General features: G+C 42.7%; 19 protein-coding genes. 5 read left to right on the top strand and 14 right to left on the bottom strand.

The genetic code is table 11. From position 1 onward, the window contains the following. Positions 1–158: 158 nt before the first annotated feature. From glmM to nifJ, 4 genes are all read right to left on the bottom strand, one after another. Positions 159–1,514: a phosphoglucosamine mutase gene (gene glmM, locus ACIPK1_RS16565; RefSeq protein ID WP_008382200.1), complete on the bottom strand. Its 1,356-nt coding sequence runs from the start codon at positions 1,512–1,514 to the stop codon at positions 159–161. A 39-nt stretch (positions 1,515–1,553) separates the two neighbouring features. Then, entirely contained in the window at positions 1,554–2,645 is a 1,092-nt protein-coding gene (locus ACIPK1_RS16560; RefSeq protein WP_005235690.1) for a YbbR-like domain-containing protein, read from the bottom strand. Continuing rightward, positions 2,642–3,523 (bottom strand): diadenylate cyclase CdaA, encoded by an 882-nt coding sequence (gene cdaA / locus ACIPK1_RS16555; RefSeq protein ID WP_005235688.1) that lies wholly within the window; start codon positions 3,521–3,523, stop codon positions 2,642–2,644. Before cdaA ends, ACIPK1_RS16560 begins: the two co-directional genes overlap by 4 nt. Positions 3,524–3,793: 270 nt before the next feature. Next, positions 3,794–7,477, bottom strand: a complete 3,684-nt coding sequence (nifJ, locus tag ACIPK1_RS16550; RefSeq protein ID WP_400451350.1) for a pyruvate:ferredoxin (flavodoxin) oxidoreductase — start codon at positions 7,475–7,477, stop codon at positions 3,794–3,796. Between the two features lie 227 nt (positions 7,478–7,704). On the opposite strand from nifJ, the gene ACIPK1_RS16545 reads away from it, so the two are divergent. Beyond that, positions 7,705–8,220 carry a DsbA family protein gene (locus ACIPK1_RS16545; protein ID WP_400451349.1) on the top strand — a complete coding sequence of 172 codons (516 nt, stop codon included), beginning with the start codon at positions 7,705–7,707 and terminating at the stop codon, positions 8,218–8,220. A gap of 88 nt (positions 8,221–8,308) precedes the next feature. On the opposite strand, the gene whiA is transcribed toward ACIPK1_RS16545, so the two are convergent. The 7 genes from whiA to uvrB form a co-directional block, all read right to left on the bottom strand. Beyond that, positions 8,309–9,244, bottom strand: coding sequence for a DNA-binding protein WhiA (whiA, locus tag ACIPK1_RS16540; protein WP_005235679.1), 936 nt, complete (start codon positions 9,242–9,244; stop codon positions 8,309–8,311). A gap of 18 nt (positions 9,245–9,262) precedes the next feature. Then, the gene (gene yvcK, locus ACIPK1_RS16535; protein WP_008382192.1) at positions 9,263–10,264 is read right to left on the bottom strand and encodes a YvcK family protein; all 1,002 of its coding nucleotides are present in this window, start codon (positions 10,262–10,264) and stop codon (positions 9,263–9,265) included. Beyond that, the gene (rapZ, locus tag ACIPK1_RS16530; RefSeq protein WP_016611873.1) at positions 10,261–11,151 is read right to left on the bottom strand and encodes an RNase adapter RapZ; all 891 of its coding nucleotides are present in this window, start codon (positions 11,149–11,151) and stop codon (positions 10,261–10,263) included. The genes yvcK and rapZ overlap by 4 nt, the downstream gene beginning before the upstream one ends. Before the next feature lie 113 nt (positions 11,152–11,264). Then, complete coding sequence (locus ACIPK1_RS16525) at positions 11,265–11,975, bottom strand: amino acid racemase (RefSeq protein ID WP_400451347.1); 711 nt, start codon at positions 11,973–11,975, stop codon at positions 11,265–11,267. A gap of 3 nt (positions 11,976–11,978) precedes the next feature. Beyond that, entirely contained in the window at positions 11,979–13,232 is a 1,254-nt protein-coding gene (locus tag ACIPK1_RS16520) for a hypothetical protein (protein WP_016611874.1), read from the bottom strand. Positions 13,233–13,540: 308 nt separating this feature from the next. Next, positions 13,541–16,357: an excinuclease ABC subunit UvrA gene (uvrA, locus tag ACIPK1_RS16515; protein ID WP_400451345.1), complete on the bottom strand. Its 2,817-nt coding sequence runs from the start codon at positions 16,355–16,357 to the stop codon at positions 13,541–13,543. 13 nt (positions 16,358–16,370) lie between these two features. After that, positions 16,371–18,362, bottom strand: a complete 1,992-nt coding sequence (uvrB, locus tag ACIPK1_RS16510; protein ID WP_008382187.1) for an excinuclease ABC subunit UvrB — start codon at positions 18,360–18,362, stop codon at positions 16,371–16,373. A 270-nt stretch (positions 18,363–18,632) separates the two neighbouring features. Between uvrB and ACIPK1_RS16505 the strand changes: the two genes are divergently transcribed. Together ACIPK1_RS16505 and ACIPK1_RS16500 are read left to right on the top strand one after the other, a co-directional pair. Next, positions 18,633–20,786 (top strand): amino acid ABC transporter substrate-binding protein/permease, encoded by a 2,154-nt coding sequence (locus ACIPK1_RS16505; protein ID WP_008382186.1) that lies wholly within the window; start codon positions 18,633–18,635, stop codon positions 20,784–20,786. A gap of 1 nt (position 20,787) precedes the next feature. Then, positions 20,788–21,525: an amino acid ABC transporter ATP-binding protein gene (locus ACIPK1_RS16500; protein WP_005235668.1), complete on the top strand. Its 738-nt coding sequence runs from the start codon at positions 20,788–20,790 to the stop codon at positions 21,523–21,525. A gap of 54 nt (positions 21,526–21,579) precedes the next feature. On the opposite strand, the gene ACIPK1_RS16495 is transcribed toward ACIPK1_RS16500, so the two are convergent. Continuing rightward, positions 21,580–21,819, bottom strand: a complete 240-nt coding sequence (locus ACIPK1_RS16495; RefSeq protein WP_008382185.1) for a hypothetical protein — start codon at positions 21,817–21,819, stop codon at positions 21,580–21,582. A 391-nt stretch (positions 21,820–22,210) separates the two neighbouring features. On the opposite strand from ACIPK1_RS16495, the gene ACIPK1_RS16490 reads away from it, so the two are divergent. Together ACIPK1_RS16490 and ACIPK1_RS16485 are read left to right on the top strand one after the other, a co-directional pair. Beyond that, positions 22,211–22,753 carry a hypothetical protein gene (locus ACIPK1_RS16490; protein WP_016620337.1) on the top strand — a complete coding sequence of 181 codons (543 nt, stop codon included), beginning with the start codon at positions 22,211–22,213 and terminating at the stop codon, positions 22,751–22,753. Positions 22,754–22,858: 105 nt separating this feature from the next. Further along, positions 22,859–23,614: a hypothetical protein gene (locus tag ACIPK1_RS16485; RefSeq protein WP_005235665.1), complete on the top strand. Its 756-nt coding sequence runs from the start codon at positions 22,859–22,861 to the stop codon at positions 23,612–23,614. 95 nt (positions 23,615–23,709) lie between these two features. On the opposite strand, the gene ACIPK1_RS16480 is transcribed toward ACIPK1_RS16485, so the two are convergent. Together ACIPK1_RS16480 and ACIPK1_RS16475 are read right to left on the bottom strand one after the other, a co-directional pair. Then, positions 23,710–24,165 (bottom strand): S-ribosylhomocysteine lyase, encoded by a 456-nt coding sequence (locus ACIPK1_RS16480; RefSeq protein WP_005235663.1) that lies wholly within the window; start codon positions 24,163–24,165, stop codon positions 23,710–23,712. A 12-nt stretch (positions 24,166–24,177) separates the two neighbouring features. Continuing rightward, positions 24,178–24,822, bottom strand: coding sequence for a class I SAM-dependent methyltransferase (locus tag ACIPK1_RS16475; protein ID WP_005235661.1), 645 nt, complete (start codon positions 24,820–24,822; stop codon positions 24,178–24,180). Position 24,823 lies beyond the last annotated feature (1 nt).

Raw genomic sequence — 24,823 nt, 5'->3', positions numbered from 1 at the left:
GAGAATTAGAATCTTTTTGATCAATCAATTAATCAAAGTAAGATAACAAAAAATCTGAGCCAGAATGTGGTTCATTCTGACCCAGATTTGATTTTGCACAACTCATCAGTCCTTATTGACAAAGAGCCAGAATATCTTTGATCGTCTTACTTCTTCATTTATTCCGCACCGATTTCTTCTCGAACGACCGCTGCGATTTTTTCAACATAGTAATCGACTTTTTCAATGGTTGGTGCTTCTGCCATCACCCGAAGCAATGGTTCTGTTCCTGAAGGACGAACCAAGATACGGCCTTCGCCGTTCATTTCTGCTTCTGTCTCTTCCACGATTTTACGGATAGCTGGAACATCCATCGCACCATTTTTATCTGTCACTCGAATGTTGACAAGTTTTTGTGGATAGATCGTTACCTCTCCTGCTAATTCCGACAGTTTCTTGCCCGTTTGTTTCATGATATTCAATAGTTGAATTCCTGATAGTAAACCGTCACCTGTCGTATTGAAATCCAAGAAAATCATATGCCCTGATTGCTCGCCACCGAAATTATAATCGTTTTTACGCATTTCTTCTACGACATAACGGTCACCGACTTGTGTGATCACATCTTTCAGACCAATTGCTTCCACTGCTTTGTGGAACCCTAAATTGCTCATGACTGTTGTAACGATCGTTCCTTGGTTCAAGCGTTTTTGTTCTGCTAAATATTTTGCACAGATATACATGATCTTATCGCCATCAACGATATTTCCTAGTTCATCAACTGCGATGACCCGATCGCCATCTCCATCAAATGCAAGACCAGCATCGGCCCCTTTTTCAACGACGAATTCGGCTAATGTTTCGGGGTGAGTCGAACCAACACCATCATTGATGTTCAACCCATCTGGGGAAGTTCCCATTGTGAAGAATTCTGTTTCTAGATCGGCAAACAAACGATTGACGCTTGTAGCTGTTGCGCCATTTGCTGCATCGACACAAACCGTGATCCCTTCTAAATCGTCAGGAATCGTTTGACGTAGAAATTGAGAGTATTTCAATAACCCTTCTGGGAACTCATCCACCGTTCCTAAGCCATCGGCAGAAGGTCGAGGAAGTGTATCTTCCGGCGCATCAAGCAATGCTTCAATTTCAGCTTCTTGTTCATCGACTAATTTAAAGCCATCATTTCCGAAGAACTTGATCCCATTGTCTTGTGCAGGATTGTGAGAGGCAGAGATCATCACACCTGCGCTTGCTTTTTGTACTTTCGTCAAGTATGCCACTCCTGGTGTGGAAATAACGCCTAATTGAAATACCTCGATCCCAACGGATAACAAACCAGCAATCAATGCGCTTTCTAGCATTTGTCCAGAAATTCGTGTGTCTCGCCCAACCAATACGCGAGGACGACGGTCCCCGGTTTCATGTTGACTTAGTACATAGCCGCCGTAACGCCCCAATTTAAATGCTAACTCAGGTGTCAATTCCTTGTTAGCTTCTCCTCTAACACCATCAGTACCAAAATATTTTCCCATTTTAATAACCTCTCTTATTCATTCTCTACAGTCAAACGACTAAGAACTACTTGTCGTCGTGCTGCTTGCGGAATTCTCTGTTTGTTCGTTCGTCGTGTCGACTGTTGAAGAGTTGTCTTGAGAATTCTCACTATTCACTGCTTCATTGCTATCATTGTTTGATTGATTCTCCGTAGTAGCTTCTGCAACCGGTGTGATTTGGATCGTCACGACCGTTGGATTGATTGTTGTCCCTTCAGGCACTGGAATGGTTACTGTCCGTTCCGTCGTTGTCGTGATCTCACTAACGTCCACCGGCACACCGATCTGTTGGGTTTCATCCAAGATACTTTGTGGTCCTGTCAGAACGGCACTGATACTGCTCATGCGATAAATGTAATGGGAGATCCCGTCTGGAGTTGTCCCTTGTTGTGTAACAAACAATTCAATTTCTTTGCTTGGAGCCTCCATCACCAATGCAACATCTACCGAATCAGGATCCGCGATGATCGCTAATGGATTGTTGTCGCTATCCCAGGCTTCGATGGTTCCATTGACAGTGATCGAATCCCCAGTGATATCATCTGGATTTACGATCGCTACCACTCGGTCGATTTCAGCTAATGTTTGATCGCCAGTTGTGATTTCTACTTTCTGCGGATCGACACTCATTGAATCGACGCCGTAACCACTCGTTGCTCCGTCAGTGGAGATGACGGGTTCAACGGTAAACGTTTGGGTCACTTTTTTCTCGATCGTCACAGTGACTGTTTTTGGTTCGATTTCAGCTGTGACGCTTGAACTAAGATTTTTTACTTCTAAAGGGACCTCATGGGTTCCTTCATCGAGCCCAGTCAAATCAGCTACGACTCGAAAGCTCCGTGTTTCCTCACTACGTTCTGCATTCAATTGTACACGATTTCGACTAGATAAAGTCACATCCACTGTTGTTTCAAATCCTTGGATGAAGTATTCATCCGTGTCGTAGGTGGTCTGAATCGGTACATTTTCGATCTCTTCCTCATAAGGATTTGATGTTCCCGCAAGATTGACTTGCAGGCTTGATCCGCTGGCGATGAAAAACAAAACCAGACTAAAGAACAGCGCTAGTATACCATAAAATACGTTTTGACGACGCTCTTTCTTGATCATTTTCTTCCTCCTTTGTTGACCCCTTCAAAGAAAGATTGCAGCAAGTTGCGTTTGCCAGGTTTTTCTTCCGGAACTAATTCGCGATTCAACACGTCGAGATACTCTTGGCGAGAAAGTTCAGTCAACATGCGATTATTTAGCGTAATACTAACGTCGCCGGTTTCTTCTGAGACGATAATGGTCAATGCGTCACTGACTTCTGATATCCCAACAGCTGCTCTATGACGTGTCCCGAATTCTTTCGGAATCAGTGGACTTTCTGACAATGGCAAGTAGGCACTAGCAACAGCGATCTTATCATCTCTTAAAATGACTGCACCATCATGCAGCGGTGTATTAGGAATAAAAATATTGATCAGTAGTTCGCCCGTCACATCCGCATCTAAGGGAATCCCAGTTTCGATGTATTCTTCTAAACCAGTCGTCCGCTCGATCGTGATCAATGCACCGATCTTTCGTTTTGCCATATATTGAACAGCTTTGTCCAGTGCTTGGACCAAAACTTCATCCCGCCGTTTTTCGTTTTTAGAAGTCTTGAAGAAAGAGCTGCGTCCAAGATGCTCTAGCCCCCGTCGAATTTCTGGTTGGAAAATAACAATTGCGGCGATCACCCCATAAGTAATGACTTGATCCATCAACCAAGATAGCGTCTTTAATCCTACGATACCAGCCAAAAACCTTAGAACAATGAACAGTCCGACTCCTTTGAACAACTGGATCGCTTTTGTCCCTCGCACAAGCTGGATAAGCTTATAAACCAAGTACCAAACAACGATCACATCTAAAACATTTACTAAAAAAGACCAAGAAAATATATCAAATGAGAGCAATTCTCTCCAATAATCTAAATTAAAAAAATCCCTGAAATTTATCAACATAAATAGCCTTCCTTTATTCTTAAGACTTCAGATAATAGTATAACATAGGACCTCTTCAAAGATTTGAAAAAAAACAAATTTATGAAAAAGTTTTGAAAAAATAAACAGCTCTTTTATTTAGTTTACCATTATCATGAAATCATTGTTTGTCAAAGGTCTTAGAAGATTTCATCTAAAAGAGCTTCTTGCACGCATTTCATAGGAAAAACAACAAACGACCCTGAAAAAACGTGATAAAGCGTTTTTCCAGGGTCGTTCCTCAGCTAGCGATTATTCTTGCTGACGACGTTTTGCGCGCGCTGCACGCCGTGCTGCTCTTTCAGCGAGCTGTTCTTCGCTTAACGGCTGTTTTTCTCTTCGCACACGCTCCGTTTTTACTGCCATTGGTTGTTCTGTATCAGTACTTACATTTTTTTCAAGCTTTGCTCGAATTTTTTCTTCTTGACCTGCTAAGCGGGCATAGTTATAGAAACGAGTTTTCGCATCTGAAACGGTTTTTTCAAACAAGGCTTGCGCCGCATTGGGATTGGCAGACTGCAAGGAAGCAAATCGGACTTGGGTCTGCATAAAGGCAGGCATTTGATCAAATGCTGGCTTTTTGAAATCGAGCGTCATTGGCTGTTTCCCATTTTCTGCCAACAGCGGGTTATAGCGGTAGAGACTCCAATACCCTGATGCAACTGCTTCTTGCGCTTCTTTCAAGGATTGACGCATTCCGCCAGCAAGACCGTGAGTGATACATGGCGTATAGGCAATGATGATTGACGGTCCCGGGAACCGCTCGGCTTCTTCAAAGGCTTTGATCGTTTGCATTTGATTAGCACCAGATGCGATTTGTGCGACGTAGACATGTCCGTAGGTCATCGCCATCATTCCTAAATCTTTTTTGGAAACAAACTTGCCACTAGCAGCGAATTTAGCAATAGCCGAAGTTGGTGTCGCTTTGGAGACTTGCCCCCCCGTATTGGAATAAACTTCATTATCTAACACAAGAATATTGACATCTGCACCAGAAGCGAGAACATGATCGATACCGCCAAACCCAATATCATATGCCCAGCCATCGCCACCTATCATCCATTGGCTTGGCTTAACAAACAAATCTTTTTCCTGCAGGATTTTGTTCAGCTGAGGTGTCGTGGAAGCCTCAGCTTCTAAGGCGGCGATCAATTTTGCTGCTCGCTGCTGTGTCCCAGCACTTTCTTCTCGATGAAGGTCCCAATCATCAATCAAAGCCTGCAATTCTTCTGATACAGCGGCTTTCAATGACTGCAACTGGGCTGCTAATTTCTCCCGTCGGGTTTGGTTGGCTAAGAACATGCCATAGCCATATTCGGCATTGTCTTCAAACAGCGAGTTTGACCAAGCTGGACCCTGTCCTAAGTGATTGGTTGTATAAGGGGATACTGGTGAGGTTCCACCCCAAATCGAAGAGCAACCGGTCGCATTGGCGATCATCATGCGATCACCAAACATTTGGGTCAGAAGTTTGACATAAGGGGTTTCCCCACAGCCCGCACAAGCACCAGAGAACTCCAATAAGGGCTTATTGAATTGGGAGCCCAAAACAGTTCCTGGTTTTGCTGGATTTTCCTTTTGGCGTAAAGTCATCGCAAAAGCCCAATTTAAAGCTTGCTCTTTTTGTTCTTCGTAAGGACGCATCGTCAAGGCTTTCCCTTTGGCGGGACATGCCTCCACACAAAGGCCGCAACCTGTACAATCTTCAACGGAAACTTGAATTCGATATTTTTGGCCGTTCGCTCCTCGCATCTCTCTGACGATAAAGCCTTCCGGTGCTTCGGTTAATTCATCTTCATCTGCCAAAAACGGGCGGATCGCCGCATGAGGACAGACGAAGGCACACTCATTGCACATGGTACAGCGATCTGATAGCCACTCGGGCACTTCAACAGCGATGCCCCGCTTCTCAACCGCTGTTGTCCCGACAGGGATCACCCCTTCAGTCATTTGGTTCCTTACGAGGGTGCCGACGGATAGTTGATTGCCTTCTTGACGGTTGATGGGTTCCACAATTTCCCGCACAAATTGTGTCATAGCAGTGGATGTCCTTTCCGGCACTTCGATTGTTGCCCACTCGCTTGGAACAGGGATTTCTTGTAATAATTCGATGGTGCGATCAATGGCTGCTTGGTTCTTTTCAACGATCGCCATCGATTTGTGCCGATAACTTTTCAGCGCCTCTTCTTTTAAAATCGGCAAGATTTCCTCGGTCGGAATGATGTTTGCCAAGTAAAAGAAGGCTGTTTCCATCGCGGTATTGATCCGCCCACCTAAGCCAACTTCCATTGCCAACTGCATGGCGTTGATGGTATAAAAACGGATCTCGTTTTCAGCAAGATAACGTTTCATCTTCTTCGGTAGATTATTTAAAATTTGCTCTTGTGACCAGGTCGTATTTAATAAAAAGGTTCCGCCTTTTTTGAGTCCTTTCAGCAAATCATACGTATGCAAATACGCAGGCGTATGACATGCAACGAAATCCGCGTGTTCGATCAGATAGGTAGAACGAATGGGGGTATCCCCAAATCGCAGATGGGAAACCGTTAGACCACCAGATTTTTTCGAATCATAGTGGAAATAGCCTTGCACATATTTTTCGGTATGATCACCGATGATTTTGATTGCTGACTTATTCGCCCCAACGGTCCCATCAGAGCCGAATCCCCAGAATTTCGCTTGGAAGGTGGATGGATCAGTTAGATCTAGCGTGCCTTTTGAGGGCAACGACAATTGCGTCACATCATCCGTGATCCCAATGGTGAAGCGTTTCTTTTGGCTCGCTTTTGGCTTAATCAATTCGTCATAAACGGCAACGATTTGATCAGGCGTTACATCTTTTGACCCAAGACCATAGCGTCCACCAATGATCGTCGGCCGAATCGCTGCATCATACATGGCACTTTGCACATCCAAAAGCAAAGACTCTCCGTTGGCACCAGGTTCTTTGCTGCGATCCAATACAGCGATACTTTTGACGGTAGCAGGCATTTTTTCTAAGAAGACTTCTAATGGGAATGGTCGATACAGATGGATCGACAAGACTCCCACCTTGCGTCCAGAAGCGCACAAATGATCCACCGTTTGCTGGATCGTTTGCGTTGAGGACCCCATCGAAACGATAACTTCTTCGGCGTCCGCAGCACCATAATAGTCCACTAAATCATAGTTGGTTCCTCTTAAAGCATTGATTTTCTTCATGTAAAAACGAACGATCTCAGGCAATGTTTGATAGTGCTGATTGATCGTTTCCCGCTGTTGAAAATGGATATCAGGATTTTGATTCGTCCCACTCGTTGTTGGGTGATTCGGATTCATCGCTTTTTGACGAAAAGCAGCCAACTTTTCATGATTAACCAGTTGTGCGAGTTCTTCATAGTCCAGCACCTCGATTTTTTGAATCTCGTGACTGGTTCGGAAACCATCAAAAAAGTTTAAAAATGGAATGTTGGCTTCAACTGCTGCTAAATGAGCGACTGGCGCTAAATCCATTACTTCTTGAACACTGCTTTCCGCTAGCATAGCAAAGCCTGTTTGTCGAGTGGCCATTACGTCGGTATGATCTCCGAAAATATTCAAGGCATTGGTTGTTACTGCTCGGCTGGCGACATGAAAGACGCCTGGCAGCATTTCCCCAGCAATCTTGTACATATTTGGTACCATTAACAAAAGTCCCTGAGATGCCGTATAGGTCGTCGTTAAGGCACCGGTTTTTAATGAGCCGTGAACCACACCCGCCGCCCCTGCTTCAGATTGCATTTCAACCACTTTCACCGGCTGCCCAAAAAGATTATGCTTTCCCTGAGCAGACCACTGATCCACTAATTCAGCCATGGTTGAACTAGGGGTTATCGGATAGATCGCCGCAAGTTCCGTAAAGGCATAGGAAATATAGGCAGCTGCCGTATTGCCATCCATTGTTTTTCTTTTTCTCATCTATATAACTTCCTTTAATCATCATTTTGCACAATAAAACACAATTCATTATAGCTGAAAATCAAGGAATATAAAAGCACCGGCTGGGTAATTTTCTTTATTTCGTGAAACGAAATACATAGTAATTAGCTAATTTTCCTCCTCATTTCACAGACTCGGATCAAAAGACCTGAGGCTTTTCTTTCAGTAGAAACTTCGGTAAACTAAAAGAAAAAGGAGGAATCTTAATGGATATTTCAATCATCAAAGCACAAGAAACAAATGCGGTAACAGGGATACATATCGGAGACCCTTCCGCTAAACCGATCGTCGAATTTATGAATTTGCGTTGTCCTTATTGTCGGCAATGGTTTGAGGAATCGTTACCGACCTTAAGTGAAGCTGTCACAGCTGGGAAACTACGCCGTGTCATCAAATTATTCGACAAAGAAAAAGAATCATTGCAACGAGGCAATGTGATGCATCGGTTTGTTTCCAGTACAGATCCTCAGGCAACGATCGCTGAGATTACAAAAATTTATCAAACACAAGACGAATGGGGTCATTTATCTTTAAATGAAGTGGCAGAATATGCGAAAAATATCTTAGGGCTATCTGAACAAAATCATCCTGCGATCGCCGGAGAAATTGTGGAAGAAGCGAAAAACGCCAACATTCAATTTGTGCCAACGATTATCTTAGATGGGCACATTTTTGATGAATCGATCACTGCTGAGGAATTAACTGCATTGATCAATGAGTAACCACAAATAAAAGAGCAGGAGCAGATTTGACGCGAACATCCACGTCAAATCTGCTCCTGCTCTTTTGATTCATTTTTATTCCATTCGACTAGCTGACTTGTTCACGAAGATGATCGGCAAATTCGTTGATTTTTCGAATGCGATGATTGATCCCTGATTTCGAGATCGCTCCTGATGGAATCATTTCTCCTAGCTCTTTCAAGCTGACCTCGGGATGTTCCAAACGTAATTCGGCGATTTCTTGCAGCTTTTCAGGTAGAGCTTGCAAGCCAACTCGATCTTGAATAAACTCGATATTGTCGATCTGCTTCGAAGCAGCGTCGATCGTTTTGTTCATATTGGCGGTTTCACAATTCACCAAACGGTTGACTGAGTTACGCATGTCTCGCACGATCCGCACGTCCTCGAATTTCAACATGGAATTGGTGGCACCGATCAGTGTCAAAAAATCAGCGATTTTCTCAGCGCCTTTCAAGTAAGAAATATACCCATTTCTACGTTCTAATGCACGGGCATTCAAACCATATGCGTTTAGCATATCGCAAATATCTTGGTTATGCTCCTCGTAGATGGAATAAATCTCTAAGTGATAGCGGCTGGTTTCTGGATTGTTGATCGATCCTGATGCCATGAAAGCCCCTCGTAAATAGGAACGCATTTTTTGAGTATTGCCCATGATCTCATCAGAAACATGGCTTTGAAACATCAGCCCATCCATGATATCTAAGTCCAAAAGCACGCGCTTTGTCTCTTGCTTCAAACGAACGATGTAGACGTTGTTCTTTTTTAATTTCATTTTGCGACGGACCAGCAACTCGCTGCGCACGTCGTAATGATCTTTTAGTAAAGAGTAAATACGTCTGGCAATCGCCGCGTTTTCTGTTTGAACGTTTAAAACAAATTGCTGGTTGTTGATACTTAATGACCCATTCATCCGAATCAAAGCTGCCAGTTCTGCCTTGGCATGTTCGCGATGAACTTCTAATGCAGTCAATTCTTTTTTTACTTCTGCTGCAAAGGACATAATAAAATCCCTCCTTTCTTAGATTTTGGCCCCGTAAACGATACGTAGAAGTTCTTCAATCACTTTATCTCCGTCATGAAAAACTCCGCCATCTCTAAGCTCCAGAAAGTCAGCTGAAATGACACGGCTGGCTTCTTCTCGCAGTCCTTGGAAATCGTGTTTCACTTGTACAAGATATTCATCATAAATCTCTGGGTCCATATATCCTTCTGGAACTTTCTCGGTGTTGACTAACACCGTATCAATAAAGGGTTTGCCTAAATGCTTATGCAAGACTCTCACATGGTCGGCATCACTAAAGTGTTCGGTTTCACCTTTTTGGGTCATGATATTACAAATATAAACCGTTTCAGCTTGTGTTTCCAACATTGCTTGGCCGATCTCGCTGATCATGAGATTGGGCAAAATACTAGTAAAGAGACTACCAGGACCCAAGACGATCATATCTGCCTCCATAATTGATGAAACAACTTTACGAGCTGCTTTCGGCTCATCATTATTTTCTTGATTACGAACAAAGACCCGTTCGATCGTTTTGCGATCAACCGCGATTTTGGACTCGCCTACCGCTTCGGTGCCGTCTTTAAAAACAGCGTGCAACACCAATGGCAGATCTGAGGAAGGATATACTCGTCCATCGATATGCATGATTTTCGACAAAATTTGAATGGCTTCATAGGTACTGCTACGCATTTCAGCAATCGCCGCAATAATCAAGTTCCCAAGGGCATGATTGGCTAAAAATTTGTCTTCCGCTTTAAAACGGTATTGAAAAATATCATTATACAATTGCGGCATATCAGATAGAGCCGCCAGAACATTGCGCAGATCCCCCGGTGGTGAAATAGAGGAAACCAAATTGCGGATCTCGCCGCTGCTACCGCCATCATCAGCGACCGTAACGATCGCTGTGATGTCGACACCTTGATTCCGCAAGCTCTTCAGGATGACTGGTAACCCAGTTCCGCCACCTACCACAACGATCTTCGGCTTTCTGATCCGGTACGTTTTCATTTTCATGAACGATTCACCGTCTCTTTGCGCTTATCTTTGTCGCGATGAGTAATATTGACGCGATAGTCTTCTGCCAAAACCGCACCGATGCGCTCCGATAATGCAACCGAACGGTGTTGACCCCCAGTACAGCCGATAGCCACCGTCAAGCTGCTTTTGCCTTCCTTGACATAGCCTGGCATGATCGTTTGCAACAGTGTACTAAATTGCTGATAGAATTCTTCCGTTTCTGGAAAAGACATGACGTAATCATACACGGGTTCATCTTTACCCGTTAAAGGACGCAACTCTGGAATGTAATGGGGATTCGGTAAGAAACGAACATCCATCACGATATCAGCATCGATCGGCAAGCCATACTTGAAGCCAAACGAAAGTATTTCAATACGAAACCCTGTCTCATGAGAAGCACGAAATTCTTGATTGATTTTTTCTCTCAGTTGCCGTGGGGTCAACGACGTTGTGTCGATAACAATACTGGCACGCGTCTTCAAATCGTTTAAGATCGCTCGCTCTTTGCGAATGCCTTCCGTAACTAAGCCATCCATCGCCAAAGGATGTGCTCTTCTCGTTTCTTTGTATCTTGACACCAATTCATTGTCCGATGCATCTAAAAAGAGCATCCGTGTGTCGATAAAATTCGTGTTTTCAATATCGATCAGCATACTTTGGATTTCTTCAAAAAACGATCTCGAACGCAGATCGACAACTAAGGCAATTTTTGTCACTTTTCCTGATTCTTTGATCAGTTCCCAAAATTTAGGGATCAAGCTTGGGGGCATATTGTCGATACAAAAGTACCCCATATCTTCAAAACTCTGGATAGCGACCGTTTTGCCGGCTCCGCTCATCCCAGTAATAATGACCAATTCTAAATGATCCACTTCAGTCATAGGTAAAACTCCTTTCTGAAACAACTCTATTATATCATGCCGGGCGTATCATTGGAACACCGGCATAAAAAAAGACGTTAGCTCAAAAAATGCCGCTAACGTCGCTATCAGCTTTAGATTGCTTGGCGATTTGACAATGCTTTTTCAATCGTCCGATCAACTAAAATGGATTGGGCATCCACGACTGGATAAGGATTGTCAGTCACAAATTCATCCATCAAGGATAACTCGGTACATCCAAGTACTACGCTTTCACAGCCGATGCGTTCGGTGACTTCTTCCAGTATCTCAAAGTAAAGTTCTTGATCCAGATGATCATTTTCTTTGATTCGATCATAGATCAATGTATTGACCTTTTTTTGGATCGCTGGCTCTGGGAGATAGACATCAAGTCCCAACTGGCGCAATTCTTTCTCATAGATGCCGGCTTTGACACTGCCTTCTGTCCCAAGAAAGGCCACTTTTCCAGTGACGCCTTTTTCAAAAACGACTTTCGCTGCCTCACGAGGCATATGCAAAATCTCAATCTCAGTAGCCGCTTGCAACTCATCAAAAAAATAATGCGCTGTGTTACAAGTCAACACAATAAAATTTGGCTTTAATAAATTTTGTTTTTCGATGTCGTCCATTAAATAAGGAACAGGGTTTTCTAACGTATTGTCTAAAATATATGCCGTCCGATCCGGTACTGTCGCATGATTGAATAAAACATAGTTCAAGTAATCTTGGTCTTTATGGGTCTGTGTCCGTCGATTTAAAATGCGGACGAAACTTTCCGTCGCTAACGTTCCCATGCCGCCTAAAATACTAAAAAAATTCTCCATCTTCTAGCCTTCTTTCGTATGGAAATACGTTTTGAATCGTTTGTTGTATAGATGGAACATTCTCTTTAACAGAATCCAACGCTTCAGAGATAAGTCTTCTTTATAAAAGACGGTCGTTCCCCAGCGATTTTCTGCTAATAATTTTTTTGCTCGTTCTTTCGCAGGATTTTCTTTTGCATAAGTCAAGAAGATGTTTTTTGGTACCCCTAGCCATAATTTCGCTTCTGGCGCGTCAGCTTTGCCATAAACCGTTTCTGTATAAGGTTTTTCGAAGACTAAATCTTCAGTGATAAACTTTGCCAAATTCAATCCGCTTAAGGTAATAAAGAAACTGCTTCTTCCTTGACGCAAGTTGATTTCAAATAGTTTATATTGCCCGTCTCGCGCATCATATTTCAAGTCAAAATTGGCAAATCCAACATACTCGATCTCTTTTAAAAACTTACGGATCATTTGATAAATTTGATCATTTTCGTCTGGAATGATCACTACGTAATTCCCAACAGCTCCAGGGGTTGGGTCTTCTAGTAAAGGATGACCTAAGCCCATCACGCGAACTTCGTGATTCTCATCAACATAGGCATTTAAAACCCGCATGTTGCTGTCATCACCGGGAATAAAATCTTGGACGATCATTTCATATTGATAACCCGCTTGATAAATGCGAGAAACGATTTCTTCAAATTCTATTCGATTATCAATAATAAAGGCTTTTTTGCGTCCTTCAAAATCAACTGACAGCCATGCTACACTATTTGCCGGTTTCAATGCCACAGGAAAATCAAAAGGCAGCTCTCCTTTGAACGTTCCTTCCGTCAACAGTTCAGGCGTTAAAATGAAGGTCTTAGGATAAGGCAAGCCATATTCCTCGCAGACTTCGTAAAAGCTTACTTTGTTGATCAACCGTTTTAGTAAAGAATAATCGTTAGCGATAAAGGTATAATAGGGCGCCAATTCTTCTTTATGCTTCGCCAACAGTTCCGCATAACCATCGCCGCAAGGAATCAACAAATATTTCATTGCAGGATCATTGTAAGTATTTTTTCCTAACTTGATCAACGTCTCAGTGAATCCGGGATCATGGTCAAAACCTTCCACTTGATTGATTTTTACAATTTTACTAAAGCGGGTTGGTGCAAGTTCGGCGCCTGCATAGGCAACTGATTGAATACCATATGCTTCGTGGAACGCTCTGGCCATACCGTAAACATTCATATCACTTCCTAATAATATGGGAAGAAAATTTTCCTGACTCATCAAAAATCACTCTCTCTTTTGAATACGAAAAACGACCTCTCTCGTTTCGTTTGATTACAATAGAATTATAATACCACAAAGAAAAAAGCAATCAAAGTATCTATCTTTGATTGCTTTCTCCCACTTTGAACGGATAGAACTTATAGGCAGTTTATTCAATGCGAATATACGTATACCTATTGCTATTCTATCAAATAAAATTTTGATTTCAAGCCCTTATCATGAAATTTGCAGATATTTCACGCTTCCTTAAACTTTAACGAAACCTATTGACAGACAAGTGAAAAAGTGAGTGCTTTTTCATCTGCTTAAAGGACTTTTTTCAAATAATGACCGGTGTAGCTGTCTGAAACCGCAGCAATTTCTTCTGGTGTACCAGTTGCAATGATTGTGCCACCGCCTTCACCACCTTCTGGACCTAGGTCAATCACATGGTCCGCTGATTTGATGACATCCAAGTTGTGTTCGATCACTAAAACGGTGTTGCCAGCGTCGACAAATCGTTCCAAAACTTTCAACAAACGGGCAATATCATCCGTATGCAGACCAGTCGTCGGTTCATCTAAGATATAAAAACTCTTGCCATTGGAATTTTTGTGCAGTTCACTGGCAAGCTTCATCCGTTGCGCTTCCCCACCAGACAAAGTAGTCGCTGGTTGTCCCATAGTGACATAACCTAAACCGACATCGACGATCGTTTGCAATTTTCGATGGATTTTGGGAATATGTTGGAAAAATTCCACTGCATCTTCCACGGTCATATCTAAGATTTCCGAAATATTTTTTCCTTTGTAATGAACTTCTAACGTTTCTGAGTTATAACGTTTGCCATGACAAACCTCACAAGGTACGTAGACATCAGGTAAGAAGTGCATCTCGATCTTGATGATTCCGTCCCCTTTACATGCTTCACAGCGTCCACCTTTTACATTAAAACTAAAGCGGCCTTTTTTATAACCACGGACTTTCGCCTCATTGGTTTTAGCAAATAAATCACGAATGTCATCAAAGACACTGGTATACGTTGCCGGATTGCTTCGAGGTGTCCGACCAATCGGGCTCTGATCGATATCGATTAATTTCTCAATAGCTTCATAACCAGTAATGGTTTTAAAGCGGCCAGGTTTGTTCGAATTCCGATTGATTTTTTGCGCCAAGGCTTTTTTCAAAATTTCATTGACTAATGTTGATTTACCAGAGCCAGAGACCCCTGTAACTGCGACGAACTTTCCTAATGGAAAATCGACCGAAATGTTTTTCAAGTTATTCTCAGAGGCACCGGACACACGAATCTTTTCACCATTGCCTTTGCGGCGTTCCGTCGGTGTTGGGATTTCTCGTTTTCCAGATAAGTATTGACCTGTTAGAGAAGACTCATTGGCAGCGACTTCATCGGGAGTGCCTGCAGCGACGATCTCGCCACCTGCATGTCCTGCACCCGGACCGACATCGATCAAGTAGTCTGCTGCCCGCATCGTGTCTTCGTCATGCTCGACGACAATCAGGGTATTCCCGAGATCACGCATTTTCCGCAACGAATCTAGCAAGCGATCATTGTCTCGTTGGTGAAGACCGATCGATGGCTCATCAAGAATGTAAAGCACCCCAGACAAATTGGAGCCGATTTGTGTTGCCAAGCGAATTCGTTGCGCTTCCCCACCAGAGAGTGTGCCTGACGCACGACTCAAGGTCAAATAGTCCAATCCGACATTTTTTAAGAAGCTTAAACGATCATCGACTTCTTTCACGATCGGACGTGCAATCATTTGCTCTTGTTCCGTTAGTTTCAATTCTTCGACAAAGTTCAAGGCATTGTTGATCGCCATCTCACTCATTTCACCAATATGCTTCCCATTGACTTGCACGCACAGCGCTTGAGGGTTCAAGCGATAGCCATGACAGGTTTTACAAGTCAACTCTGTCATATACAAACGCATTTGATCACGGGTAAAATCAGAGTTGGTTTCATGATAACGGCGTTTGATATTTGGTAAGATCCCTTCAAAAGCGACCTCAACATCACGCACCCCACCAAAATCATTCTCATAATGGAAATGGAACATCTCCCCATTCGAACCATTCAAGATAATATCTCTGTGTTCTTCTGGCAATTCTTCAAATGGTGTGTCCATATCGATATTGAATTCTTGACAGGCTTGTTCCAGCATTTGCGGATAATATTGTGAACTGATTGGATTCCATGGCAATAGTGCGCCTTCACGCAACGTTTTGCTTTGATCGGGAATCACTAAGTCGACATCGACTTCTAGCTTCACGCCAAGACCATCACAGTCTGGACAAGCACCAAAAGGCGCGTTGAATGAAAAGAGGCGTGGTTCTAATTCTCCAACCGTAAAACCGCAATAAGGACAAGAATAATGTTCACTGAAGAGCATTTCTTTTTGGCCGATCACATCGACTACCGCGTAGCCGTCCGCTAACCGTAATGCCGCTTCAAAAGAATCAAACAGGCGTGAACGTATGCCTTCCTTCACAACAATCCGGTCGATGATGATGGCAATATCGTGCTTTTTATTTTTTTCTAATTCAGGCGCTTCAGAAACATCATAGACTTCGCCATCCACCCGCATCCGAACATAACCTTCTCTTTGGATACGTTCGAAGACTTTTTTGTGCTGCCCTTTCTTTTGATAAACGATAGGTGCCAACAATTGGATCTTGGTGCGTTCTGGTAATGCCAAAACTTCATCCACCATCTGCTCAACCGACTGACTAGTGATCTCGATGTGATCATTTGGACAAATCGGGTGACCGATTCTAGCGTAAAGAAGCCGCAGATAATCATTGATTTCAGTAACCGTCCCTACTGTTGATCGCGGGTTCTTGCTGGTGGTTTTTTGATCGATAGAAATCGCTGGACTAAGTCCATCAATGCTATCTACGTCTGGTTTATCCATTTGACCTAAAAACTGACGGGCATACGCCGATAGACTTTCTACATATCGGCGTTGTCCTTCGGCATACAACGTATCAAAAGCTAAGGAGCTTTTCCCTGAACCCGAAAGACCAGTAACAACAACGAGTTGGTCTCTGGGAATCGTCACATCGATATTTTTTAAATTATGGGCCCGTGCCCCATGGATCACGATTTTATCATTTGCCATAGTGTTTCTCCTTCTAATCAGCAGCTTTTAGCTCAAGAATAGTATCTCTTAAGGTAGCAGCCGTTTCAAAATCCAATGCTTTCGCAGCATCTTTCATCTCTTTTTCTAGCTTCAGCAACAAGGTTGCTTTTTCCTCACGACTCAGTTCTTCATAAGAAGTCGTGGTGTATTCACCGGTCTCTTCTGCCACTTTTGTGATCGCGATCAGATCGCGAATTTCTTTAATAATGGTTTTCGGTACGATCCCATGTTCTTCGTTGTAGGCTTCTTGGATACTTCGGCGTCGCGCCGTTTCATCGATCGCTCGCTGCATCGAATCAGTCATTTTATCAGCGTACATGATTACTTTTCCTTCAGAGTTTCGGGCTGCCCGTCCAATGGTTTGGACTAAGGAGCGTTCGCTGCGCAGGAAGCCTTCCTTATCGGCATCAAGAATCGCAACCAGAGAAACTTCCGGCACGTCTAACCCTTCTCGCAGTAAGTTGATTCCGACCAGTACATCAAATTCACCGAGGCGCAGGTCTCGAATGATCTCTGTTCGTTCCAATGTTTTGATGTCACTGTGCAAGTATTTGACTTTGATCCCTAATTCTTTGAAGTAATCCGTCAAATCTTCAGACATTTTTTTCGTCAAGGTCGTCACAAAGACCCGTTCATTTCGCTCGACGCGCTCATTGATTTCTCCCACGAGGTCGTCAATTTGACCCATGATCGGTCGTACTTCGATCACCGGATCTAACAGACCAGTTGGTCGAATGATTTGTTGAACGACGGTATCGGTTTGATCGTATTCATAGGGGCCAGGTGTTGCTGACACATAGACGATTTGATTGACATGTTTCTCAAATTCTTCCAAGCGTAACGGACGGTTGTCCAGTGCAGAAGGCAAACGGAAGCCATAATCCACTAACATTTGTTTTCTAGCACGGTCACCATTATACATCCCACGAACTTGGGGCATCGTTACGTGTGATTCGTCGATTACTAATAGAAAATCATCTGGGAAGAAATCCAATAACGTATAAGGCGGTTCGCCTTCTTTTCGTCCATCCATGTGGCGAGAGTAGTTTTCGATTCCTGAGGTATACCCCATTTCTCGCATCATCTCAATATCATAGTTGGTTCGCTGCTCTAAACGCTGTGCTTCCAGCAGCTTATTTTCTGCTCGCAAAACTTTCAGTCGTTCATCGAGTTCACTTTGGATTGAAGCGATCGCATGTTCCATATGGTCTTCATTGGTCACAAAGTGGGTTGCCGGAAAGATCGACACATGTTCGGTGTCACTCATGATCTCGCCCGTCAAGGCATCAACTTCACGAATCCGATCGATTTCATCGCCAAAAAACTCAATGCGCAACGCTCGCTCATCACGAGAAGCTGGGAAAATCTCCACAACATCGCCGCGCACGCGAAAACGCCCCCGTTGAAAATCGATGTCGTTTCGTTCAAATTGGATCTCGATCAATTCTTTTAATAGTTGATCCCGAGACTTTTCCATCCCTACTCGTAAAGAAACAACTTGTCTTGCATACTCGATCGGCGAACCTAAACCGAAAATACAAGAGACAGAAGCTACAACAATCACATCGTTTCTCTCTAATAAAGAACTTGTCGCCGAGTGACGGAGCTTATCGATTTCATCGTTGACACTGGAGTCTTTTTCGATGTATGTATCACTGGAAGGAACATACGCTTCTGGTTGATAGTAATCATAGTAACTGACAAAATACTCGACTGCATTATTTGGAAAGAAATCCTTAAACTCGCCATATAATTGTCCAGCCAATGTTTTATTATGGGCAATGATCAATGTCGGTTTATTGACTTCCTTGATTAGATTAGAAATCGTATAAGTCTTACCGGTCCCAGTGGCTCCCAACAAAATCTGTGCTTTTTTTCCACCGACCACCCCGTCAACCAATTGATGGATCGCTTCTGGTTGATCCCCAGCTGGTTGATATTTTGATACTAAGTCAAATTCATGGGAAGTTGTTCTTTCGATCATCTTCATTCCCCCTCGATTATTCTAAACGACAACAAAAAAAGAAAAACTCGCTGCCGCTTTTCCATAAATAAGTATATCATAGCGAACATACTTTCGCCATCATTTGCTATGAAAGTTTCATGCGATTAAGCATAACTTAACATGTTTGATTTTCTAACATCTAATGTGAGGTTTAAACGATTTTGTCATATTTTTAAAGAGAAAGACTTGTGTGTTGAAGAAAAAATCCATATAATCTATAAATACGTTATATCTAAAGGGGGAATTTTCTTGAAAAGAAAACACATGTCCTTCGCTTTAATCGCGCTGATTATCAGCATTTTTACGCTCTCAGTAAAGTCAGCAAGTGCGGAGGAAACTACGTATAAGATAGGAACAGATTTAACATTTGCTCCTTTCGAATTCCAAAATGAAAATAATGAATACGTTGGGATCGATATAGATTTATTAAATGCGATCGCAGAAGATCAAGGTTTTGCAGTTGATTTACGTCCTTTAGGTTTTGACGCCTCCATTCAAGGCGTGCAATCAAATCAGTTAGATGGCATGATCGCTGGGATGAGTATCACAGATGAACGTAAAGAAACCTTTGATTTCTCTGATCCTTATTTCGATAGTGGGATTCAAATGGCAGTAGCTGCTGACAATGACAGTATTACTAGCTACGAGGATCTTGAAGGCGAAACGGTCGGTGCAAAGGTTGGTACCGAAAGTGCCCGCTTTCTAGAAAGCAATAAAGACCAATATGGCTACGACATCAAATTATATGATGACGCTACTGGACTATATGGCGCTGTACGCAATGGTACTGTGGCAGCCGCTTTTGATGATTATCCAGTGCTTGGCTATGCTATCAACAATGGCGAACCAATGAAGCTTGTCGGCGAACCTGAAAAAGGCGCTTCTTACGGATTTGCCGTCAGAAAAGGCCAAAATCAAGAACTCCTTGAAAAATTCAACGCTGGTTTAGCCAATATGAAAGCTTCCGGCAAATACGACGAAATCGTCAATACTTACATCACAACGTCTGATACAGATGCAGGCACTAGTGAAATGGTGAAAGTCGAACCAAAGAAAGATGTTTACCGAATTGCCAGTGACTCAGCCTTCGCTCCATTTGAATTCCAAAATGAAGACAATGAGTACGTAGGGATCGATGTTGATTTAATGAACCGGGCGGCAGAATTGCAAGGGTTCAACATCGAATTCAATTTCATCGGTTTTTCCGGAGCTTTGCAAGCGTTGGATGGTAACCAAGCAGATGGGATGATCGCTGGGATGACAATCACTGATGAGCGTCGTCAATCCTATGACTTTTCTGATTCTTACTTTGAAAGTGGTATTCAGATTGCTGTAAAAGAAGGCAATGATTCCATCAAATCCTATGAAGATTTAGATGGAAAAACCGTCGGTGCAAAAGTTGGGACAGAAAGTGCAGACTTCTTGATCGCCAACGAAGAGAAATATGGCTATTCGATCAAATATTATGATGCTGCCGATCAATTATATGCGGCTGTTAACGGCGGACAAATTGATGCCATGATGGATGATTATCCAGTGATTGGTTATGCCATCAGCCAAGGACAAAAACTAGTGACACCGATTGAAAAAGAATCTGGTGGTCAGTACGGTTTTGCGGTGAAAAAAGGCCAAAATCCTGAACTGATCCAAATGTTCAATGAAGCATTGAAAGAAATGAAACGGACTGGGGAGTACGATCAAATCATCAATAAATACATTGAAGATGGCTCTGCCACAGAAAAACGAGTGGATGAATCAACGATCACTGGTTTGATCAGCAACAACTATAACGTCTTATTAAAAGGGTTATGGAATACCCTATTACTAGCATTGATTTCTTTTGCCTTAGCATTAGTGATCGGAATCATTTTTGGACTATTCAGTGTTGCTCCAATCAAAGCATTGCGGGTTTTTGCAGGGATCTATGTTGATATCATTCGTGGTATTCCTATGATGGTATTGGCTTTCTTCATCTTCTTCGGTCTTTCCGATGCGATTGGTATCACGATTCCGGACTTTGCAGCCGGGGTCATTACATTGACCTTAAATGCCAGTGCCTATATCGCTGAGATCGTCCGTGGTGGGATCAACGCGGTGCCAAAAGGTCAGATGGAAGCCTCTCGTAGTTTGGGGATGACCTACACTCGGACAATGCAGAAAATCATTTTACCGCAAGCGATCAAAATCATGATTCCATCTTTCGTTAACCAATTCGTTATCTCGTTGAAAGATACAACGATCATCTCGGTTATTGGAGTCGTAGAATTATTGCAAACTGGGAAAATCATCGTTGCACGAACCACACAAAGTACCTATGTCTACTTGATCATCGCGATTATTTACTTAGTCGTGATCACAGCTTTAACGAAACTTGCAAAAGTTTTAGAAAAGAAGGTGAAATAGCATGAAAGAAAAAATCTTAGTTGAAAATCTTGTAAAAAAATACGGCGACAATACCGTATTGAACAATATCAATGTTTCAATCGCTGAAGGAGAAGTCGTTTGTGTGATCGGCCCTTCAGGATCTGGGAAATCGACGTTCTTACGCTGTTTGAACCGCTTAGAAGAACCAACCAGCGGCGATATTATCGTTGACGGCGCACATCTGATGGATAAAAACACCAATATCAATGCTGTTCGTCAACATATCGGCATGGTGTTTCAGCATTTCAATCTCTTCCCTCACTTGTCGGTTTTAGAAAATATTATTTTAGCTCCAATGGATCTAAAAAATGCTTCTCGGCAAGAAGCGGAACAAAACGCGATTCGTTTATTAGAGACGGTGGGTTTGGCAGATAAAAAAGACATGTACCCGGACAATCTGTCTGGAGGACAAAAACAACGGGTGGCAATCGCTAGAGCCTTAGCAATGAATCCCGATGTGATGTTGTTCGATGAACCAACCTCCGCCCTCGATCCAGAAATGGTTGGAGATGTACTCAATGTTATGAAGGATTTGGCAAAACAAGGAATGACCATGGTAATCGTTACTCATGAGATGGGCTTTGCCAAAGAAGTAGCAAACCGTGTGATGTTTATTGATGGCGGTAATTTCTTGGAAGACGGTACACCTGAGCAAATCTTTTCCAACCCTAAGCACGATCGTACGAAAGATTTCTTAGACAAAGTATTGAATATCTAAAAAAAAAACCTCTGCAACAGCTCTTTTCTCGGACTGTTGCAGAGGTCTTTTTTTTTATTGATTTTTTCGTTTGGTTTCTTCTGAAATCCGCTTTTGATTTTCACCTAAAAATACTTTTGTATCGATAGGGTTGGCTTTGTTCGCCCCTCCGACGCCAGTATCAACCATCTTTCCCCAACCCTTCAATGGCTCTTTCCCTGCTGCACGAAGTTGCGCATTTTTTAAACGTAACGCTTGTTTTTTTGCTTCTTTTTTCGCTTGATGTTTTGCTTGCCACTGCTTTAAGATGCTCATCTTCATTCCCTCCTCTCCTTGTTATGAATCCTTACATAAATTCTTAGCAACCGGTATGCTGGTTCCTGTTGACCTGGTAAGAGTAAACAGGGTTCACCTTTAAAATAGCAAATTTTTATTGAGTAGTTAAATCTATTATAACATTTCCTTTTCACCATCGTAAGCTGCAGATACTAATTTTACTAAAACCATGAAAGGACATTTGAAATCAAGTAGCCAGATCAGAAGCAACATGTTACACTTATTAAACAACACTCCCTCCAAACCAAAATAGGTATACAAACATTTTTCTTTTTTTATTTTATAGCAAATGACGGGGTTTTCCTAATAAAAAACCAACATTAAAATAACAAAGTAAGGCCAATAAAATTATTTTGGAGGAACCTATCTTATGAAAACCATCATTTTATTTTTCCCACTAATGATACTCTCCCTCTTTCTCACTGGCTGTACCTTGATTGACGAAATCATGGATGACAACACCAAAAGCAGTTTTTCACCAGAAGCAACGTCGTCTTCTCAATCTTTGTCAGCTGATTCAGAAACCAGAGCTTCTTCTTCCAGAACTGAGAACCATGCATCAGAACCCGCATCAGAAACAACTCATTCTCCTGATGACGTTGCACAAGCTCAGAGCAGTACCGAAACAGCTGCCCCTCAATTTTCGTATTGTGAACAATTGCAGATCGGGCTGCCGCGACGGTGGAATCGAACAGTCAACAAAGACTTGCTCCATCAACTGCAAATAGGAATGTCTTGCGATCAAGTTCTTGAAACCATGGGTGGCCTTCCCTCTTGGCGACTAGCAGTCGTAGGTGTGGAATCCAATGCCTGGATCAATTCCGATGGTGAAGCAATCATTGTCACTCTTATTAACCGAACCGTTTCTGATGTGGCCTGGCATGATCAGTTTTCTGAATCAGAAATTGAGTAATCCATTAAGCGATCTCACGTGACTGATATTGGTAAAACGCATGATGAAATTCAATCACCACTCTTATCAGAAGTCATCTAAAAAATTTGGGAGTTGAAGGATCAAATGAAACTGAGTCGACTTAGAAAAAAAATCCGGGAGCATAGCAGAAGAAGCCTTTTGCTTTCTTTGGGTATCAGTTGTTTTTTGCTTGGCGCTGCCCTCTTCTACAGCGAAAACCAGCCGGCAGCTGCCTACGAGCAGTTTTTAGAGATCGATTACTTAACTGCTTTACTGGAAGAAAGAGCTTCCCCTGAGTCCATCAGCGATCTTGGCCTCGATCTCATCAAACGTAGTGATCGGGTAAACCAAGAGCGCAGTGCCATCAACCGAAAGCGGCGCCGCGAAAATGTGATCGTCACAGAAGAGACTAGAAAAGTTTTTTCTCCCGATCAAGGAGCAATGGTTGATGAAGTAAGAAAAGTAACCACTCGCTTACCTGATTCAGCCATTGATTTGTTATCAATGATGGTTGATAGCAGCGCTCTCGAGACAAAAAGAGTGCCTTTAGGTTCACGGGACAAACTGTCCAAAATCAGCTTTGATTTTGACTTTGATGATTCTGGTGATGAAAGATTAGCGAAAATCACATTGGTTGATGTCCCAGAATTTTTCGGTATTGATTTCTCACAATTCGAGAAAGAGGCTGATGTTGAGGAGATCAAAGAGACATTGATCGTACAGTATGGTTTAGATGCTCACATCAGGGTCGTTAGCGCCATTCGGAGACTTTTCTTTGTTCATGAAGGATTTGAGTTTTACATTAGTCATACCTACAATCCGAATGGAGTCGGCATCACCGTCCAAGCGGTAGAACCATAAACGAAAAATAGTGAATCCCCCTCTCTTTGCGGGATTAACAAAAAAAAGCGTCCGCGAATACAAACGCAGGCACCTTTTTTCTACTTCTATTTTGTTTAGGCAAAAACGGTCGACCAATTGTCACGTTCATCAAGAAATTCTTGCGCTAATTTTTGCGCACCTTCTAAGGTATGGTTCGCTGCCCAACCGCATTGCACTTCATTGCTGGCAGGTACATCAGTTGCTTGCAAAACATCCTTCATGGTTTTTTCTAGGACTGTCAAAATCTCTTCATAATCGTCATGATTCAAGACAGTCAGATAGAAGCCGGTTTGGCATCCCATGGGTGACCAATCCACGATATAATCTGCATGATTACGAATCAACTCTGCTGTCAAATGTTCTAAAGAATGCAGACTTGCCATATCCATATGTGCTTGGTTCGGCTGCTTCAAACGAACATCATATTTGATGATGGTATCATTTGTTCCTTGTTTTTTATCGGCAACCCGTACATAAGGTGCTTTGACTTTCGTATGATCCAAATTAAAGCTTTCAACATTCATTTTCATTGTACTTCTCTCCTACTCTTTTTGTGCTTCCACAAGCCAAACATACTCATTGATTTGCTTAAAACGACTGGTAAACCCATGTTGGCGAAAATATCGTTCGATATCCGCAGTAACTGGATAGTACTCCCGTTGCAGATCAGCGGCTAGTCGCTGGTGTCCAGCTTGCCGCGCTTCATCGATTAGCTCCATTTTTCGGGCTAGGGAAAGAAACATCGTATCCCCGAAAAGCACTTTCCCGCCTTTTGGCAGCATCGCCGCATATTTGCCGATTGCCCGTTGTTTTTCGTCCTCCGTAAGATGATGAAAAACATAGGTAGAAACGATCGTATCGATTACATCCGTGATTTCAGGAAAAACCTCCATATCACCATCTACAAAAGTCACTTTAGAAAGACTGGGTTTTGACTTGGCGATCCGCCGCATCTCTGGCGATGGCTCGATTGCCAGCACGTTTTTTCCTTGAGTAAGTAGAGCTTGTGTTAGATTTCCAGTTCCACTACCAAATTCTACCACAGACCGCCCTGCCTTTTCAGCAATTTCAGCTAGTAACTGTTCATATTTGAAAAAAACCGCTCGATATTCTTCATCCTTACCTGCAACTGTTTCATCGTACTCAGCTGCCCAGTCAGAAAAAATTGGAATAAACTCTCTGCCCATC

It is taken from the genome of Enterococcus sp. NPDC086594, from assembly GCF_044746145.1.
Classification (GTDB): Bacteria; Bacillota; Bacilli; order Lactobacillales; family Enterococcaceae; genus Enterococcus_D; species Enterococcus_D entomosocium.
Note: the sequence above shows the minus strand (reverse complement) of the source record. Positions and strands in the feature narration are given on the sequence as shown.

Excerpts from the sequence above, each read along its gene's own strand:
- glmM (WP_008382200.1), bottom strand. The coding sequence starts at position 1,514 with ATGGGAAAATATTTTGGTACTGATGGTGTTAGAGGAGAAGCTAACAAG.
- ACIPK1_RS16560 (WP_005235690.1), bottom strand. The coding sequence starts at position 2,645 with ATGATCAAGAAAGAGCGTCGTCAAAACGTATTTTATGGTATACTAGCG.
- cdaA (WP_005235688.1), bottom strand. The coding sequence starts at position 3,523 with ATGTTGATAAATTTCAGGGATTTTTTTAATTTAGATTATTGGAGAGAA.
- nifJ (WP_400451350.1), bottom strand. The coding sequence starts at position 7,477 with ATGAGAAAAAGAAAAACAATGGATGGCAATACGGCAGCTGCCTATATT.
- ACIPK1_RS16545 (WP_400451349.1), top strand. The coding sequence starts at position 7,705 with ATGGATATTTCAATCATCAAAGCACAAGAAACAAATGCGGTAACAGGG.
- whiA (WP_005235679.1), bottom strand. The coding sequence starts at position 9,244 with ATGTCCTTTGCAGCAGAAGTAAAAAAAGAATTGACTGCATTAGAAGTT.
- yvcK (WP_008382192.1), bottom strand. The coding sequence starts at position 10,264 with ATGAAAATGAAAACGTACCGGATCAGAAAGCCGAAGATCGTTGTGGTA.
- rapZ (WP_016611873.1), bottom strand. The coding sequence starts at position 11,151 with ATGACTGAAGTGGATCATTTAGAATTGGTCATTATTACTGGGATGAGC.
- ACIPK1_RS16525 (WP_400451347.1), bottom strand. The coding sequence starts at position 11,975 with ATGGAGAATTTTTTTAGTATTTTAGGCGGCATGGGAACGTTAGCGACG.
- ACIPK1_RS16520 (WP_016611874.1), bottom strand. The coding sequence starts at position 13,232 with ATGAGTCAGGAAAATTTTCTTCCCATATTATTAGGAAGTGATATGAAT.
- uvrA (WP_400451345.1), bottom strand. The coding sequence starts at position 16,357 with ATGGCAAATGATAAAATCGTGATCCATGGGGCACGGGCCCATAATTTA.
- uvrB (WP_008382187.1), bottom strand. The coding sequence starts at position 18,362 with ATGATCGAAAGAACAACTTCCCATGAATTTGACTTAGTATCAAAATAT.
- ACIPK1_RS16500 (WP_005235668.1), top strand. The coding sequence starts at position 20,788 with ATGAAAGAAAAAATCTTAGTTGAAAATCTTGTAAAAAAATACGGCGAC.
- ACIPK1_RS16495 (WP_008382185.1), bottom strand. The coding sequence starts at position 21,819 with ATGAGCATCTTAAAGCAGTGGCAAGCAAAACATCAAGCGAAAAAAGAA.
- ACIPK1_RS16490 (WP_016620337.1), top strand. The coding sequence starts at position 22,211 with ATGAAAACCATCATTTTATTTTTCCCACTAATGATACTCTCCCTCTTT.
- ACIPK1_RS16485 (WP_005235665.1), top strand. The coding sequence starts at position 22,859 with ATGAAACTGAGTCGACTTAGAAAAAAAATCCGGGAGCATAGCAGAAGA.
- ACIPK1_RS16480 (WP_005235663.1), bottom strand. The coding sequence starts at position 24,165 with ATGAAAATGAATGTTGAAAGCTTTAATTTGGATCATACGAAAGTCAAA.
- ACIPK1_RS16475 (WP_005235661.1), bottom strand. The coding sequence starts at position 24,822 with ATGGGCAGAGAGTTTATTCCAATTTTTTCTGACTGGGCAGCTGAGTAC.